The following is a 14,326-nucleotide window of genomic DNA, read 5'->3' as shown; positions in this document are numbered from 1 at the left end:
GCGCCAGGCGGGCGGGCCGTAGCGGCGCCAGACTTCGCTCCACCGGCCCAGCCGGCCGACACCGACCAGGATGACCAGGCCGACGATCACGTAGTACGCGTAGACGACCACGACGGCGGCGAAGCTGTGCGGCTCGGCCCAGGAGTCGGGGATCATCGCGTACAGGGGCAGCAGCCACCAGCCCCCGAGGTAGCCGTTCCACAACAGCGACCAGATCAGCCAGCCGACCAGGAACGCGATCACCGCGCCGCTGACCAGTTGCCGCCCGGGCACCCGCTCGGGCTCCTCGTCGGGGCGCGGCCGGTGGCCGAACCGCCACACGCCGGGCGCCGCCTCGGGCCGGGGGGTGCGCAGCCAGGTCAGGAAGGCGGAGCCGTCGGGAAGCGGCGGCACGGGTGGTGCCGCGGGGGGCCGGGGCGGCATCGCCGGCATCTCCGGCGGCCTCGCCGGACGCGGCACCGGATCGGCATGCGTGCCCCGTGCGTCCCGGGTCCCGTCGCTGTCCATCGCCCTTGCCCCCTGAGCAGCCGTTCCGTCCGCGCTCGCGGCCGGTCTGTGCACCATCAGCGAGTCAATCTAACGCGCGCGCAGGGGGAGTTCACCGGTGGCGCGGCGGGCGCACCGACGTCATCTGCCCACCGCGCCGCGGCCGGGCCCGCGCCGCCTATGTCCACGACGGACAACCGGCCTCCCCGACAACGCCCACATGGAGCATGCCCACCACCCTTCACCCGTCTTAACCTGCGAGAAAAGAAGGCAAGCGTCCGGAAACACCCCCAGGAGCCCCCATGACCGCAGTCCCGCAGGAGCGCCGCGTCGTCACCGCCATCCCCGGCCCGAAGTCGCAGGAGCTTCAGGCCCGCCGTACCGCCGCGGTCGCCGCGGGTGTGGGCTCCGTGCTGCCGGTATTCACGGCGCGCGCGGGCGGCGGCATCATCGAGGACGTCGACGGCAACCGTCTGATCGACTTCGGCTCCGGTATCGCCGTGACCTCCGTGGGCGCCTCCGCCGAGGCCGTGGTGCGCCGCGCCTCCGCGCAGCTCGCCGACTTCACCCACACCTGTTTCATGGTCACCCCGTACGAGGGCTACGTGGAGGTCGCCGAGGCCCTCGCCGAGCTGACCCCGGGTGACCACGCCAAGAAGTCCGCGCTGTTCAACTCCGGCGCCGAGGCCGTCGAGAACGCCGTCAAGATCGCCCGTGCGTACACCAAGCGCCAGGCCGTCGTCGTCTTCGACCACGGCTACCACGGCCGGACGAACCTGACGATGGCGCTGACCGCGAAGAACATGCCGTACAAGCACGGCTTCGGCCCGTTCGCGCCCGAGGTCTACCGCGTCCCGGTCGCCTACGGCTACCGCTGGCCCACCGGCCCGGAGAACGCCGGTCCCGAGGCCGCCAAGCAGGCCATCGACCAGATCACCAAGCAGGTCGGCGCGGAGAACGTGGCCGCGATCATCATCGAGCCGGTGCTCGGCGAGGGCGGCTTCATCGAGCCGGCCAAGGGCTTCCTGCCGGCGATCGTGCAGTTCGCCAACGACAACGGCATCGTCTTCGTCGCGGACGAGATCCAGTCCGGCTTCTGCCGCACCGGCCAGTGGTTCGCCTGTGAGGACGAGGGCATCGTCCCGGACCTGATCACCACCGCCAAGGGCATCGCCGGCGGTCTGCCGCTGGCCGCCGTGACCGGTCGCGCCGAGATCATGGACGCCGCGCACGCGGGCGGCCTGGGCGGCACCTACGGCGGCAACCCGGTCGCCTGCGCGGGTGCGCTCGGCGCGATCGAGACGATGAGGGAGCTGGACCTCAACGCCAAGGCGAAGAACATCGAGGCGGTCATGAAGTCGCGTCTCGGTGCCATGGCCGAGAAGTTCGACATCATCGGCGACGTCCGCGGCCGGGGCGCCATGATCGCCATCGAGCTGGTCAAGGACCGCGCCACCAAGGAGCCGAACCCGGAGGCGACCGCCGCGCTCGCCAAGGCCTGCCACGCCGAGGGCCTGCTGGTCCTGACCTGTGGCACCTACGGCAACGTGCTGCGCTTCCTGCCGCCGCTGGTGATCGGCGACGACCTGCTGAACGAGGGCCTCGACATCATCGAGCAGGCGTTCGCGCGCATCTGAGCAGGACCGTCGCGCGTCTGATGGAGCCTGCGGCAACCGTGTGAAGAAGGTGTGCGGGGTGGATGACAGGACGCCGTTCCGGCTGTCCTGTGCGCGGGCCCTGTCGTAGGTTCTAGACAGATGAGAGATACACCCCGCCCACAGGGGACTGTGGGCGACGCCAGGCCGGGGCCTCCCCAGCTTCGACCTGGTCGTGCCCTCGCGCACACCACCGGGGCCTCCGGCTCCGGATCTCCTCACCGATCGGACGGTCGCCCGCCCCATACCCCCCGGGGCGCGCGACGTTCCGGTCCGTTCGGCCGCCCCGGAACCACCCCCCCTGTTCCGGGGCGGCCGACCTTTTTCCTTCTCCTTCTCCTCCCCCTGGTCTGCTTCGCGCTGATCACCTGGCAGGTCGTCGCGGACGGGCCGCTGGTGCGCCTGGACGAGCGGCTGAGCGACGCGCTGGTCCGTCCGGACCGGTCCTCCGAACTCCTCGCCGACCTGGGGAACGTCCCGGTGGCGGTGCCGGTGCTCGCGCTCGCCGCGGGGTACGCCGCCTGGCGGGCCCGCGCCGGCGGTACCGACCGCTGGTGGCGGCCGGCCGCCGCCGCGGCCCTGCTGATGGCGCTCGTCCCCGCGATCGTCGTCCCGCTCAAGGTGCTGACCGACCGCCCGGGCACCCCGGCCGTCCCGCCCGCCACCGGCTACTACCCCTCCGGCCACACCGCCACCGCCGTCGTCGCCTACGGCTGCGCGACCCTGCTCCTGCTGCCGTGGCTGCGCCGCGCCGCCGCCCGCGGCGGCCTGATCGCGCTGTGCGCGGCGCTCGTCCTCGGTGTCGGCTTCGGCCTGGTCCGCCGGGGCTACCACTGGCCGCTGGACGTGCTGGCCAGCTGGTGCCTGGGCGCGGTGTTGCTCACGCTCCACGTCGGGTGCGTCGCCCGCGTCGGCGGTGGCAGCCGTCGAACGGCCGCTCAGCGGAAGTAGCCGTCGAACGTCCGCTGGAACTCCCAGCCGCCGAACCGGTCCCAGTTGACCGACCAGGTCATCAGGCCGCGCAGTGCGGGCCAGGTGCCGTGGGTGGCGTACGAGCCACAGTTCACCTTCTTCGTCAGGCAGTCCAGGGTCTTGACCACCTCGGCCGGGGACACGTACCCGTTGCCCGCGTTGGTCGTGGCCGGCATGCCGATGGCGACCTGGTCGGGGCGCAGCGGCGGGAAGACGTTGCCCGCGTCGCCCGCGACCGGGAAGCCGGTGAGCAGCATGTCGGTCATGGCGATGTGGAAGTCGGCGCCGCCCATGGAGTGGTACTGGTTGTCGAGGCCCATGATCGGGCCCGAGTTGTAGTCCTGGACGTGCAGCAGGGTGAGGTCGTCGCGCAGGGCGTGGATGACCGGGAGGTAGGCGCCGGCCCGCGGATCCTGGCCGCCCCACTTTCCGGTGCCGTAGTACTGGTGGCCGAGCTGGACGAAGAAGGTCTCCGGGGCCATGGTCAGGACGAAGTCGTCGCCGTACTTCGCCTTCAGGGTCCTCAGGGCGGAGATCAGGTTCACGATCACCGGGGTCTTCGGGTTCCTGAAGTCGGTGTCGTCGGCGTCCAGGGAGAGCGAGTGGCCCTCGAAGTCGATGTCCAGGCCGTCCAGGCCGTACTCGTCGATGATCTTCGAGACGGAGGAGACGAAGGTGTCGCGGGCGGCCGTCGTGGTGAGCCGCACCTGGCCGTTCTGGCCGCCGATGGAGATCAGCACCTTCTTGCCCGCCGCCTGCTTGGCCTTGATGGCCGCCTTTAACTCGGCGTCGGACTCGACGTTCGGGCACTCGGTGACCGGGCAGCGGGTGAAGCGGATGTCGCCGGAGGTGACCGAGGTCGGCTCGCCGAAGGCCAGGTCGATGACGTCCCAGCTGTCGGGGACGTCGGCGAGCCGGGTGTAGCCGGAGCCGTTGGCGAAGGTGGCGTGCAGGTAGCCGACCAGGGCGTGCGGCGGGAGGCCCGGGGTGCCGCCGCCGGAGCCGGGCAGCGTCGTCGCGGTGACCGTCGCGGAGCGCGCGGACTCCCCCGCGTCGTTCACCGCGGCGACCTGGAAGGCGTACGCCGTCGAGGGTGCGAGGCCGGTCACGGTGGCCGTGGTGCCGGTGACGGTCCCAACCTTGGCGCCGTCACGGTAGACGGCGTAGCCGGTGGCGCCGGGGACGGCCGTCCAGGACAGGGCGACGGAGGTGGACGTGACGGTGCCGGCGGTAAGGCCGGCCGGGGCAGCGGGCGGCTGGGCGGGACCGGTGCCGGGGCCGGTCAGGGAGAGGTCGTCGGCGTGGTAGGCGCCGGTGCCGTACCAGCCGTGGGTGTACACGGTGACCCGGGTGGTGGACGGGCCGGTGCGGAAGGTCGTGGTGAGCCGCTGCCAGTCGGTGGCCGACTGGGTCCAGGCGGAGACGTCGGTGGTGCCGGTGCCGGACGCGCCGAGGTACACGTAGGAGCCGCGGACATGGCCGGTGAGCGTGTACTGGGAGTCGGGTTGCACGGTCACGGTCTGCGCGCAGCGGGCGTGGTCGGCGCCGGCCGGGGTCGCGCGCAGGGCGGAGGTGCCGCTGCGTACCGGTGAGCCGACGGTCGTGCCGGCCGTGCAGGTCCAGCCGTCGAGGCCGGACTCGAAGCCGCCGTTGCCCAGGAGGTCCGCGCCGGCCGCACGGGCGGCCGGCGAGAGCGCGGTGACGCCGGACAGGGTCAGTGCCGCGGCGGCGAGCAGGGCGAACGGTCTGAAGCGGATGAGGCGTGCGCGGTCCACAAGTGCCTCCGATGACGGGGGAATTGGAGGGGTGGAGCGCTCACAACTTGGTCCAGACCAATCACCGTGTCAAGAGGCTAGGACCGGTCCTCCCCCGTGGCCAGGCCTGCCGCCGCCTCATGCATCGCCAGTTCGAGCAGAGCCGGATCGGTGAGGGTGCCGGACTCGTCCGGCGGCACCAGCCAGCGCACCCCGCCGGTCGCCCGGCCCGGATACGGCACGACGATCCAGGTGCCGGACCCGGCCGTGCGGATCCCCGTGCCGACCCAGCGGGCCGCGGTGCCCGGCGGCACCAAGAACCCCGTCCGGGCGTCACCGAAGTCGGCGAGCACCGGGCCCGTGCGGTCGAGGAGGCGGGTGAGCACCTCGAGCGTCGGCCGGCCCAGCCCGCCCGGCAGGATCAGGACGTCCCAGGCCTTGCCGGCGGGCAGCAGCGCGACCCGCAGGGGGTTGCGCTCCCACTCCCGGCGGCAGGCCTCGGGATCCGGTGCGACGGATGCCAGCCAGTCGACCGCCGTCTTCGCCCCAGTCATGAGGTGGACCTCCTTGTGTCGTCTCGTGGACGCGGGCCGCGTCCACGAGGGAGAGGGAGGTCCTCCGGGGAGCATTACGCGAGTTCGCGCACCTCTTTCAGGTGATCTGGGTCACACGTCAGCTGTCGAAGCCCAGACCCAGCCGGTCCATCGTCCGCAGCCACAGGTTCCGCCGCCCGCCGTGGGCGTCCGCCCGGGCCAGCGACCACTTGGTGAGCGCGATGCCGGTCCAGGCGAACGGCTCCGGCGGGAACGGCAGCGGCTTCTTGCGCACCATCTCCAGCTCGGTGCGCTCGGTGCGCTCCCCCGCCAGCAGGTCCAGCATCACCTCGGCGCCGAAGCGGGTGGCGCCGACACCGAGGCCGGTGTACCCGGCCGCGTACGCCACCCTGCCCTGGTGGGCGGTGCCGAAGAACGCCGAGAAGCGCGAGCAGGTGTCGATCGCGCCGCCCCAGGCGTGGGTGAAGCGGACCCCCTCCAGTTGCGGGAAGCAGGTGAAGAAGTGCCCGGCGAGCCTGGCGTAGGTCTCCGGGCGGTCGTCGTACTCGGCGCGGACCCGGCCGCCGTAGGGATAGACGGCGTCGTAGCCGCCCCACAGGATCCGGTTGTCGGCGGACAGCCGGAAGTAGTGGAACTGGTTGGCGCTGTCACCGAGGCCCTGCCGGCCCCGCCAGCCGACCGCCGCGAGCTGGTCGTCCGTCAGCGGCTCGGTCATCAGGGCGTAGTCGTAGACGGGGACCGTGTAGTGCCGGATCCGCTTCACCAGGCTGGGGAAGACGTTGGTGCCGAGCGCGACCTCGCGGGCGCGGACCCGGCCGTAGGGGGTGCGTACGGCCATGCCCGCGCCGTAGGGCTTCAGGGTGAGGGCCGGCGTGTGCTCGTAGACGCGCACACCGAGGTCCACGCAGGCCCGCTTGAGGCCCCAGGCGAGCTTGGCGGGGTTGAGCATGGCCACGCCCCGCTTGTCCCACAGGCCCGCCTGGAAGGTGGGCGAGTTCACCTGCGCGCGGACCGCGTCGGCGTCCAGGAACTCGACACCCCCGGCCAGGCCCTCGCGCTCCATCTCCTCGTACCAGTCGCGCAGTTCCCACGCCTGGTACGTCTCGGTGGCGACATCGATCTCACCGGTGCGTTCGAAGTCGCAGTCGATGCCGTGCCGGGCGACCGCCCTCTCGATCTCGTCGAGGTTGCGGGCGCCCAGCTCCTGCAGTCGGTGGATCTCGTCCGGCCAGCGGGTGAGCCCGTTGGGCAGCCCGTGGGTGAGGGAGGCGGCGCAGAAGCCGCCGTTGCGGCCGGAGGCGGCCCAGCCCACCTCGCGGCCCTCCAGCAGCACCACGTCCCGCTGCGGGTCGCGCTCCTTGGCGACCAGCGCGGTCCACAGTCCGCTGTAGCCGCCGCCGACGACCAGCAGGTCGCAGGTCTCGGCACCGGTCAGCGCGGGCTCCGGGCGGGGCCTGCCGGGGTCGTCCAGCCAGTACGGGACCGGCTGGGCTTCGGAAAGGGACTTCGTCCAGTTGTTGTCACTGCCACGGCTCATGGCGCTTGGGGCCATGATTTCAACTCCCTACGACTGCGTTCTACGCCTTGTGCTTGGTGCGGCGATTGCTGATGACCATGGAGGTCAGGACGAACAGCACGGCGAGGACGAACATGGCCGTGCCGATGACGTTGATCTGCACGGGCGTGCCGCGCTGGGCCGAACCCCACACGAACATGGGGAAGGTGACGGTGGAGCCCGCGTTGAAATTGGTGATGATGAAATCGTCGAAGGAGAGCGCGAAGGCGAGCAGCGCGCCCGTGGCGATTCCGGGTGCCGCGATCGGCAGGGTGACCCGGAGGAACGTCTGGAACGGGCCGGCGTAGAGGTCCTGCGCGGCCTGCTCCAGCCTCGGGTCCATCGACATGACGCGCGCCTTGACGGCCGTCACGACGAAACTGAGGCAGAACATGATGTGGGCGATGAGGATCGTCCAGAAGCCCAGCTGGACGCCCATGTTGAGGAAGAGGGTGAGCAGCGAGGCCGCCATCACCACCTCGGGCATCGCCATGGGCAGGAAGATCAGCGAGTTGACGGCGCCCCGCGCGCGGAAGCGGTACCGCACCAGCGCGAACGCGATCGCCGTGCCGAGCGCGGTGGCGCCCAGCGTCGCCCAGAGCGCGATCTGGAGGCTGAGCGAGAGCGAGCCGCACAGGTCGGCGACCCCGCACGGGTCCGTCCAGGCGTCCGCGGAGAACTTCTGCCACTCGTAGTTGAAGCGCCCCTTCGGATCGTTGAAGGAGAACACCGTCACGACGACGTTCGGCAGCAGCAGATAGGCGAGCGTGAACAGTCCCGCGATGACGACGAGACGGCGCTTGAGCCAGTCGACGAAGGCCATTTAAACCAGATCCTCCGTCCCGGACCTGCGGATGTAGAGCGTGACCATGATGAGGATCGCGAACATCAGGATGAACGAGAGGGCGGCGGCCGTCGGATAGTCCAGGATCCGCAGGAACTGCGACTGGATGACGTTGCCGATCATGCGGGTGTCGGTGGAGCCGAGCAGGTCCGCGTTGACGTAGTCGCCGGCGGCCGGGATGAAGGTCAGCAGCGTGCCGGAGACGACACCCGGCATCGACAGCGGGAACGTGACCTTGCGGAAGGTGGTGAAGGGCCTGGCGTACAGGTCGCCCGCCGCCTCGTGCAGCCGGCCGTCGATCCGCTCCAGCGAGGTGTACAGCGGCAGGATCATGAACGGCAGGAAGTTGTACGTCAGACCGCACACCACGGCGAGCGGCGTGGCCAGCACCCGGTCGCCCGAGGTCATGCCGAGCCAGCTGGTGACGTCCAGGACGTGCAGCGCGTTCAGCGCGCCGACGACCGGGCCGCCGTCCGCGAGGATGGTCTTCCAGGCGAGGGTGCGGATCAGGAAGCTGGTGAAGAACGGCGCGATCACCAGGATCATGATCAGGTGCTTCCAGCGGCCCGCGCGGAAGGCGATCAGGTACGCCAGCGGGTAGCCGAGCAGCAGGCACAGCACCGTCGCGGCGCCCGCGTACAGCACCGAGCGCAGGAACTGCGGCCAGTACTCGGACAGGGCGTCCCAGTAAGTGGCGAAGTGCCAGGTGACCTCGTAGCCCTCTTCGAGGGAGCCGGTCTGCACGGACGTCGAGGCCTGGTAGACCATCGGCAGCGCGAAGAAGACGATCAGCCACAGGAGGCCGGGGAGCAGCAGCAGATACGGCATCCAGCGGCCCCGCCTGCGTGGCGGCTTCTTCTCCGGCGCGGGCGGCGCGAGGGGCGGTGGCGCCTCGGTGACGGCGGCCATCAGGCGACTACCCCCTCTTGCGGCTCGACCTTCTCCACGCCCGCCTGGATGTCCTGCGCGGCGTCCAGCCCGAAGGTGTGGGCGGGGTTCCAGTGCAGGACGACCTCGGCGCCGGGCACCAGCCGGGTGTCACGGTCGACGTTCTGGACGTAGACCTGGAGGGCGGTGCCGGCGGGGCTGTCCACCACGTACTGGGTGGACACACCGATGAAGCTGGCGTCGGCGATCCGCCCGGTGACCCGGTTGCGGCCGGCCGGGATCGCCCCCGCGTCGCCGGCGTGCGTGAGGGAGATCTTCTCGGGCCGTACGCCGACCAGCACCTTGCCGCCGGTCGCCGTGGGCGCGCCGCACCGCCCGGACGGCAGGGACAGCTTGCCGCCGCCCGCCCTGAGCACGATCTCGTCGCCGCTCGCGGCGTCCACCTCGGCCTCGATCAGGTTGGAGGTGCCGAGGAAGTTGGCGACGAAGGTGGTCCTCGGGTTCTCGTACAGGTCGGCGGGTGCGCCCAGCTGCTCGACGCGGCCCGCGTTCATCACGGCGACCGTGTCGGCCATCGTCATGGCCTCCTCCTGGTCGTGCGTGACGTGCACGAAGGTGATGCCGACCTCGGTCTGGATGCGCTTGAGCTCCAGCTGCATCTGCCGGCGCAGCTTGAGGTCGAGGGCGCCGAGCGGCTCGTCGAGCAGCAGCACCCTGGGGTGGTTGATCAGCGCGCGGGCGACCGCGACGCGCTGCTGCTGGCCGCCGGAGAGCTGGTGCGGCTTCTTGCGCGCGTGCTCGCCGAGCTGGACCAGGTCCAGCATCTCGTCGACCTGTTTCTTCACGCCCTTGATGCCGCGCCGGCGCAGGCCGAAGGCGACGTTCTCGAAGATGTCGAGGTGCGGGAAGAGCGCGTAGGACTGGAAGACGGTGTTCACCGGCCGCTTGTAGGGCGGCAGACGGGTCACGTCCTGGTCGCCGAGGTGGACGGTGCCGCCGGTCGGCTCCTCCAGGCCCGCGATCATCCGCAGGGTGGTGGTCTTGCCGCAGCCGGAGGCGCCGAGCAGGGCGAAGAAGGAGCCCTGCGGCACGGTCAGGTCGAGGGGGTGCACGGCGGTGAAGGAGCCGTACGTCTTGCTGATACCGGAGAGGCGGACGTCGCCGCTGTTGTCTGTCGTCGTCATGGTCGTCACGCCCCTGTGAGCTTCGCGAACTTCTCTTCGTAGGCCGTCTCTTCCTTCGCGCTCAGCGAGCGGAAGGCCCGGGACTTGGCGGCCATGGCCTTGTCGGGGAGGATCAGCGGGTTGTTCGCCGCGTCCGGGTCGATCTTCGCCAGCTCGTCCTTCACCCCGTCGACGGGACACACGTAGTTGATGTACGCGGCGAGCTGGGCGGCCGGGCGAGGCTCGTAGTAGTAGTCGATCAGCCGCTCGGCGTTGGTCTTGTGCCGGGCCTTGTTGGGCACGAGCAGGTTGTCCGTCGAGGTCAGGTAGCCGCTGTCGGGGATGAGGAAGTCGACGTCCGGGCTGTCCGCCTTGAGCTGCACCACGTCACCGGCCCACGCGAGACAGGCCGCGAGGTCGCCCTTGGTGAGGTCCGAGGTGTAGTCGTTGCCGGTGAAGCGGCGGATCTGGCCCTTGTCGACGGCCTTCTGGAGGCGGGCGATCGCCGCGTCGAAGTCGTCGTCGGTGAACCTGCCGGGGTCCTTGCCCATGTCGAGCAGGGTCATGCCGACGCTGTCGCGCATCTCGGACAGGAAACCGACCCGGCCCTTGAGCCTGGGGTTGTCGAGCATGTCGGAGACGGACGTGACCTCGACGCCGTCGAGCGCCTTCCTGTTGTAGGCGATGACCGTGGAGATACCGGTCCACGGGTAGGAGTACGCCCGTCCCGGGTCCCAGTCCGGGCTGCGGAACTGCTGGGACAGGCGGGCGTAGGCGGTGGGCAGGTGGGACGGGTCCAGCTTCTGCACCCAGCCGAAGCGGATCAGGCGCGCGGCGAGCCAGTCGGTGACGCAGATCAGGTCGCGGCCGGTGGGCTGGCCGGCCGCCAGCTGCGGCTTGATCTTCCCGAAGAACTCGACGTTGTCGTTGATGTCCTCGGTGTACTTGACCGTGATGCCGGTCCGCCGCCTGAACTCGTCGAGCGTGGGATGGCGTTCCTCGCTGTCGTCGACGTCCATGTACTCGGTCCAGTTGGAGAAGCTGACGGTCTTCTCCTTGGCCGAGTGGTCCTCGGACGACACCCCGGAGGTCTGCGCGGCCGGGGGGATGCCGCAGGCGCTGAGCGCCCCCAGACCGCCGGCCGCGAGCGCGCCGCCGGCGGAGGCGCGCAGCAGGGAACGGCGGCTGAGGGCGGCCCTGCCGTTCCGGAAGCTGCGCCGCATGGCGGCCACTTGGGCCGGGGAGAGGCGGTCGGGCTCGTACTGCTCCATGCGCGTGGTGCCCTTTCGGGAGGTCGGTCGGCCGCGGGTCGGGCGGCCTGGGTGCTATCGGTCCCCGAAGACGGTGCGGTGCCAGTCCTTGCGGGCCACCGCCGTGTTGTCGAACATGACGTGCTTGATCTGCGTGTACTCCTCGAAGGAGTAGGCGGACATGTCCTTGCCGAAGCCGGACGCCTTGTAACCGCCGTGCGGCATCTCGCTGATGATCGGGATGTGGTCGTTGACCCACACACAGCCCGCCTTGATCTCGCGGGTGGCCCGGTTCGCCCGGTACACGTCCCGGCTCCACGCGGAGGCGGCGAGGCCGTACGGCGTGTCGTTCGCGAGCGCGATGCCCTCGTCGTCGCTGTCGAAGGGCAGCACGACCAGGACCGGACCGAAGATCTCGGACTGGACGATCTCGCTGTCCTGGGGCGCGTCGGCGACGAGGGTGGGCCGGTAGTAGGCGCCGTCCTTCAGGTCGCCCTGGGGTGCCTCGCCGCCGGTGACCACGCGCGCGTAGGCCCGCGCCCGGTCGACGAACCCGGCGACGCGGTTTCGCTGCACGTGGGAGATCAGCGGGCCGAGATCCGTCCCCCGCGCGAAGGGGTCGCCCAGCCGCACGGTCTCCATGAGCGCGGCGGTGCGGGTGACGAACTCCTCGTACAGCGGACGCTGCACATACGCGCGCGTGGCGGCCGTGCAGTCCTGCCCGGTGTTGATGAGCGCGCCCGCGACCGCGCCGTGCACGGCCGCCTCCAGGTCCGCGTCGTCGAACACCACGAACGGCGCCTTGCCGCCCAGCTCCAGATGGAGCCGCTTGACGGTGGCGGTGGCGATCTCGGCGACCCGCCTGCCGACCGGGGTGGAACCGGTGAACGAGGTCATGGCGACATCGGGGTGCCCGACGAGGTGCTCGCCCGCCTCCTTGCCGGTGCCGGTGACGACGTTGACGACGCCGTCCGGGATCCCCGCCTGCGTGACCGCCTCCGCGAAGAGCAGGGAGGTGAGCGGGGTGATCTCGGCGGGCTTCAGGACGATCGTGTTGCCCGCGGCGATCGCCGGGAGGATCTTCCAGGCGGCCATCTGGAGGGGGTAGTTCCAGGGCGCGACGGAGCCGACGACCCCGATGGGTTCCCGGCGGACGTACGACGTGTGGTCCCCGGAGTACTCCCCGGCCGACTGCCCCTGCAGATGCCGGGCGGCGCCCGCGAAGAAAGCGGTGTTGTCGATCGTGCCCGGCACGTCGAACTCACGGGTGAGCTTGAGCGGCTTGCCGCACTGGAGCGACTCCGCGCGGGCGAACTCCTCGGCACGGTCGGCGAGCACCGCGGCGAGCCGGTGCAGCGCGTCCGACCGCTCGCCGGGCGTGGCCCCGGCCCAGCCGGGGAAGGCGGCGCGGGCGGCGGCCACGGCGGCGTCCACGTCGTCCGTGCTCGCGAGCTCGTAGACGTACACCTCCTCGCCGGTGGCCGGGTCGACGACGGCGTGCGTACGGCCGGAAGTGCCCTGGGTGAGTCTGCCGCCGATGTACTGCGCGCCGGCCGCGAAGCGGTCCTGTGCGGGGAATCGTTCCGGGGTGGTGGTGCCCGGGTTGTGCATGTCGCTCTCCTCCGCCGAAACCTCGCCGGACGGGGTGTCCAGGGGGGTGGGTGGCGTAGCTCCAGCTCGATTTGAGTGCCGATCCTGACAGAGCAATGGGACTCCAACAAGTGATTCCGTTGTTGCCTTTTGGTTACGCAACGGAATCTGTCGACCAGGTGTCGAGTCGTCGCGAAAAACAGAGGACGGAATGTCAGTGGTGGCTGCGAGACTGCCGTGCATGGAGAAGATCGACTCGAGGGAAGCCCTGGTCAAGGAGGTACGGGCGGGGGCCCGGGTGAAGTATCTGCATTTCTGGGGGCACCGCCCGCTGCCGGACGGACGGATCGGGCCGAGCTGCCTGAGCCAGTGGTGGCCCTCCCCCTTCACGGCCGACGACGTGGAGTACGCGACGGCCGAGCACTGGATGATGGCCGCGAAGGCCCGTCTGTTCGACGACGCGGAGGCGGAGCGGCGGGTCCTGGCCGCCGGGCATCCGGCGGAGGCGAAGAAGGCGGGACGGCTGGTCCGGGGGTTCGACGAGGGCGTCTGGGAGCGGGAGCGGTTCGGCATCGTGGTCGAGGGCAGTGTCCGGAAGTTCGCCGCCCACGCGGAGCTGCGGGAGTTCCTGCTGGGCACGGGAGAGCGGGTGCTGGTCGAAGCCAGTCCGGTGGACCGGGTCTGGGGCATCGGCCTCGCCGCCGGCGACGAGGGGTCGGGGGATCCGCAGCGGTGGCGGGGGCTGAATCTGCTGGGGTTCGCGCTGATGGAGGCGCGGGGGCGGCTGCGGCAGGGGCAAGCCCCGCGCACCCCGGTGGAGCACAGGGGCCCCAGGCCCTCGGACGGGGCACCGGCCCCACCCCTCACGGGGCCACGATCACCAGCACACCCATGACCACGCCCAGGACGATCCCGGCGGCGCCGCAGATGATGCCCGCCAGCGCCTGACCCCCGTTGGTGGCCTGCCCCCGCCTCGCCTTCCCGTGGCCGATCGCGCCGAAGACCACGCCCAGGATGCCGAGGACGATGGCCAGCGGCCACAGGCAGAACACGATCGCCGCGAGGACGCCGAGCACCAGCCCGGCGGTGCCCGTCCCGTTGGCGCCCGCCGGCGGCACACCGGGCCAGCCGTAGTAACCGCCTCCGGCGGCGGGCGGCGGATAGCCGTGACCGGCCGGATAGCCGTGACCGGCCGGATAGCCGTACGGCATCTGCCCGGGACCGTCCGGGGCGATGGGCGGCGGGGGAACCGCACCGCCCTGCGCCTGCGGCCCGGACGGGACCGGCGGCGCGAAGGGATCACCCGCGCCGGCCGGCAAAGGGCCCGGGCTCGGCGGGACGGTCGGGGCGGCCCACCGCGGCGACACCTCGCCGCCGCCCGCGGCGGGCATCGAGGTGATGGTCTGCTGGTCGTGGACCGAGGGAGGCACCGGGCCGCTGCCGGAGGCGACCGTGTCGCCGGGCCCGGCGGGAGCGCCGCCGGCGGGCGGCGCCCACGGATTGCCCTCGCGCCCCGGCTCCCTCGCCGGCCCCGGGTCCTTCCGCAACGGCACCTTCGCCGCGCCCACGGCCTCGCCGTCCGCGCGCGCCGGCTCCGGCGCGCGCGGACGGCGAG

11 protein-coding genes and 2 pseudogenes are annotated in these 14,326 nt (G+C 71.3%); 3 read left to right on the top strand and 10 right to left on the bottom strand.

The genetic code is table 11. The features are described from left to right. Nucleotides 1–507: pseudogene (locus tag CCN42_RS18305) on the bottom strand (ATP-binding protein); the annotation flags it as partial. Between the two features lie 281 nt (nucleotides 508–788). Here CCN42_RS18305 and gabT point away from each other — a divergent pair. After that, nucleotides 789–2,123 carry a 4-aminobutyrate--2-oxoglutarate transaminase gene (gene gabT / locus CCN42_RS18300; RefSeq protein WP_086170088.1) on the top strand — a complete coding sequence of 445 codons (1,335 nt, stop codon included), beginning with the start codon at nucleotides 789–791 and terminating at the stop codon, nucleotides 2,121–2,123. A 120-nt stretch (nucleotides 2,124–2,243) separates the two neighbouring features. Continuing rightward, the gene (locus CCN42_RS18295) at nucleotides 2,244–3,092 is read left to right on the top strand and encodes a phosphatase PAP2 family protein (protein ID WP_107427610.1); all 849 of its coding nucleotides are present in this window, start codon (nucleotides 2,244–2,246) and stop codon (nucleotides 3,090–3,092) included. Here the strand turns inward: CCN42_RS18295 and CCN42_RS18290 are convergent. The 8 genes from CCN42_RS18290 to CCN42_RS18255 form a co-directional block, all read right to left on the bottom strand. Further along, nucleotides 3,080–4,888 carry a chitinase gene (locus CCN42_RS18290; protein WP_086737058.1) on the bottom strand — a complete coding sequence of 603 codons (1,809 nt, stop codon included), beginning with the start codon at nucleotides 4,886–4,888 and terminating at the stop codon, nucleotides 3,080–3,082. The genes CCN42_RS18295 and CCN42_RS18290 overlap by 13 nt on opposite strands. 77 nt (nucleotides 4,889–4,965) lie before the next feature. Beyond that, nucleotides 4,966–5,421, bottom strand: coding sequence for a hypothetical protein (locus tag CCN42_RS18285; RefSeq protein WP_086737056.1), 456 nt, complete (start codon nucleotides 5,419–5,421; stop codon nucleotides 4,966–4,968). A gap of 118 nt (nucleotides 5,422–5,539) precedes the next feature. Then, nucleotides 5,540–6,973, bottom strand: coding sequence for an NAD(P)/FAD-dependent oxidoreductase (locus tag CCN42_RS18280; protein WP_086737054.1), 1,434 nt, complete (start codon nucleotides 6,971–6,973; stop codon nucleotides 5,540–5,542). A 25-nt stretch (nucleotides 6,974–6,998) separates the two neighbouring features. Next, complete coding sequence (locus CCN42_RS18275; RefSeq protein WP_086737052.1) at nucleotides 6,999–7,799, bottom strand: ABC transporter permease; 801 nt, start codon at nucleotides 7,797–7,799, stop codon at nucleotides 6,999–7,001. Continuing rightward, on the bottom strand, nucleotides 7,800–8,729 hold the full coding sequence (locus CCN42_RS18270; RefSeq protein ID WP_086170094.1) for an ABC transporter permease: 930 nt from the start codon (nucleotides 8,727–8,729) through the stop codon (nucleotides 7,800–7,802). It abuts the gene before it with no gap. Further along, entirely contained in the window at nucleotides 8,729–9,892 is a 1,164-nt protein-coding gene (locus CCN42_RS18265; RefSeq protein WP_422641174.1) for an ABC transporter ATP-binding protein, read from the bottom strand. Before CCN42_RS18265 ends, CCN42_RS18270 begins: the two co-directional genes overlap by 1 nt. A 5-nt stretch (nucleotides 9,893–9,897) precedes the next feature. Beyond that, nucleotides 9,898–11,142 (bottom strand): polyamine ABC transporter substrate-binding protein, encoded by a 1,245-nt coding sequence (locus CCN42_RS18260; RefSeq protein ID WP_086737048.1) that lies wholly within the window; start codon nucleotides 11,140–11,142, stop codon nucleotides 9,898–9,900. 54 nt (nucleotides 11,143–11,196) lie between these two features. After that, nucleotides 11,197–12,732 carry a gamma-aminobutyraldehyde dehydrogenase gene (locus CCN42_RS18255; RefSeq protein ID WP_086737046.1) on the bottom strand — a complete coding sequence of 512 codons (1,536 nt, stop codon included), beginning with the start codon at nucleotides 12,730–12,732 and terminating at the stop codon, nucleotides 11,197–11,199. A gap of 190 nt (nucleotides 12,733–12,922) precedes the next feature. Between CCN42_RS18255 and CCN42_RS18250 the strand changes: the two genes are divergently transcribed. Next, a complete protein-coding gene (locus CCN42_RS18250; RefSeq protein WP_086737044.1) occupies nucleotides 12,923–13,606 on the top strand; it encodes a riboflavin biosynthesis intermediates N-glycosidase in 684 nt (227 codons plus the stop codon). Here the strand turns inward: CCN42_RS18250 and CCN42_RS44520 are convergent. Next, nucleotides 13,575–14,326, bottom strand: a pseudogene (locus tag CCN42_RS44520) (DUF4190 domain-containing protein); the annotation flags it as partial. The gene CCN42_RS18250 and the pseudogene CCN42_RS44520 overlap by 32 nt on opposite strands.

Source organism: Streptomyces glaucescens (genome assembly GCF_002154375.1).
Taxonomy (GTDB): Bacteria; Actinomycetota; Actinomycetes; order Streptomycetales; family Streptomycetaceae; genus Streptomyces; species Streptomyces glaucescens.
The sequence above is the reverse complement of the archived record's forward strand: the minus strand, read 5'-3'. Positions and strand labels throughout refer to the sequence as shown.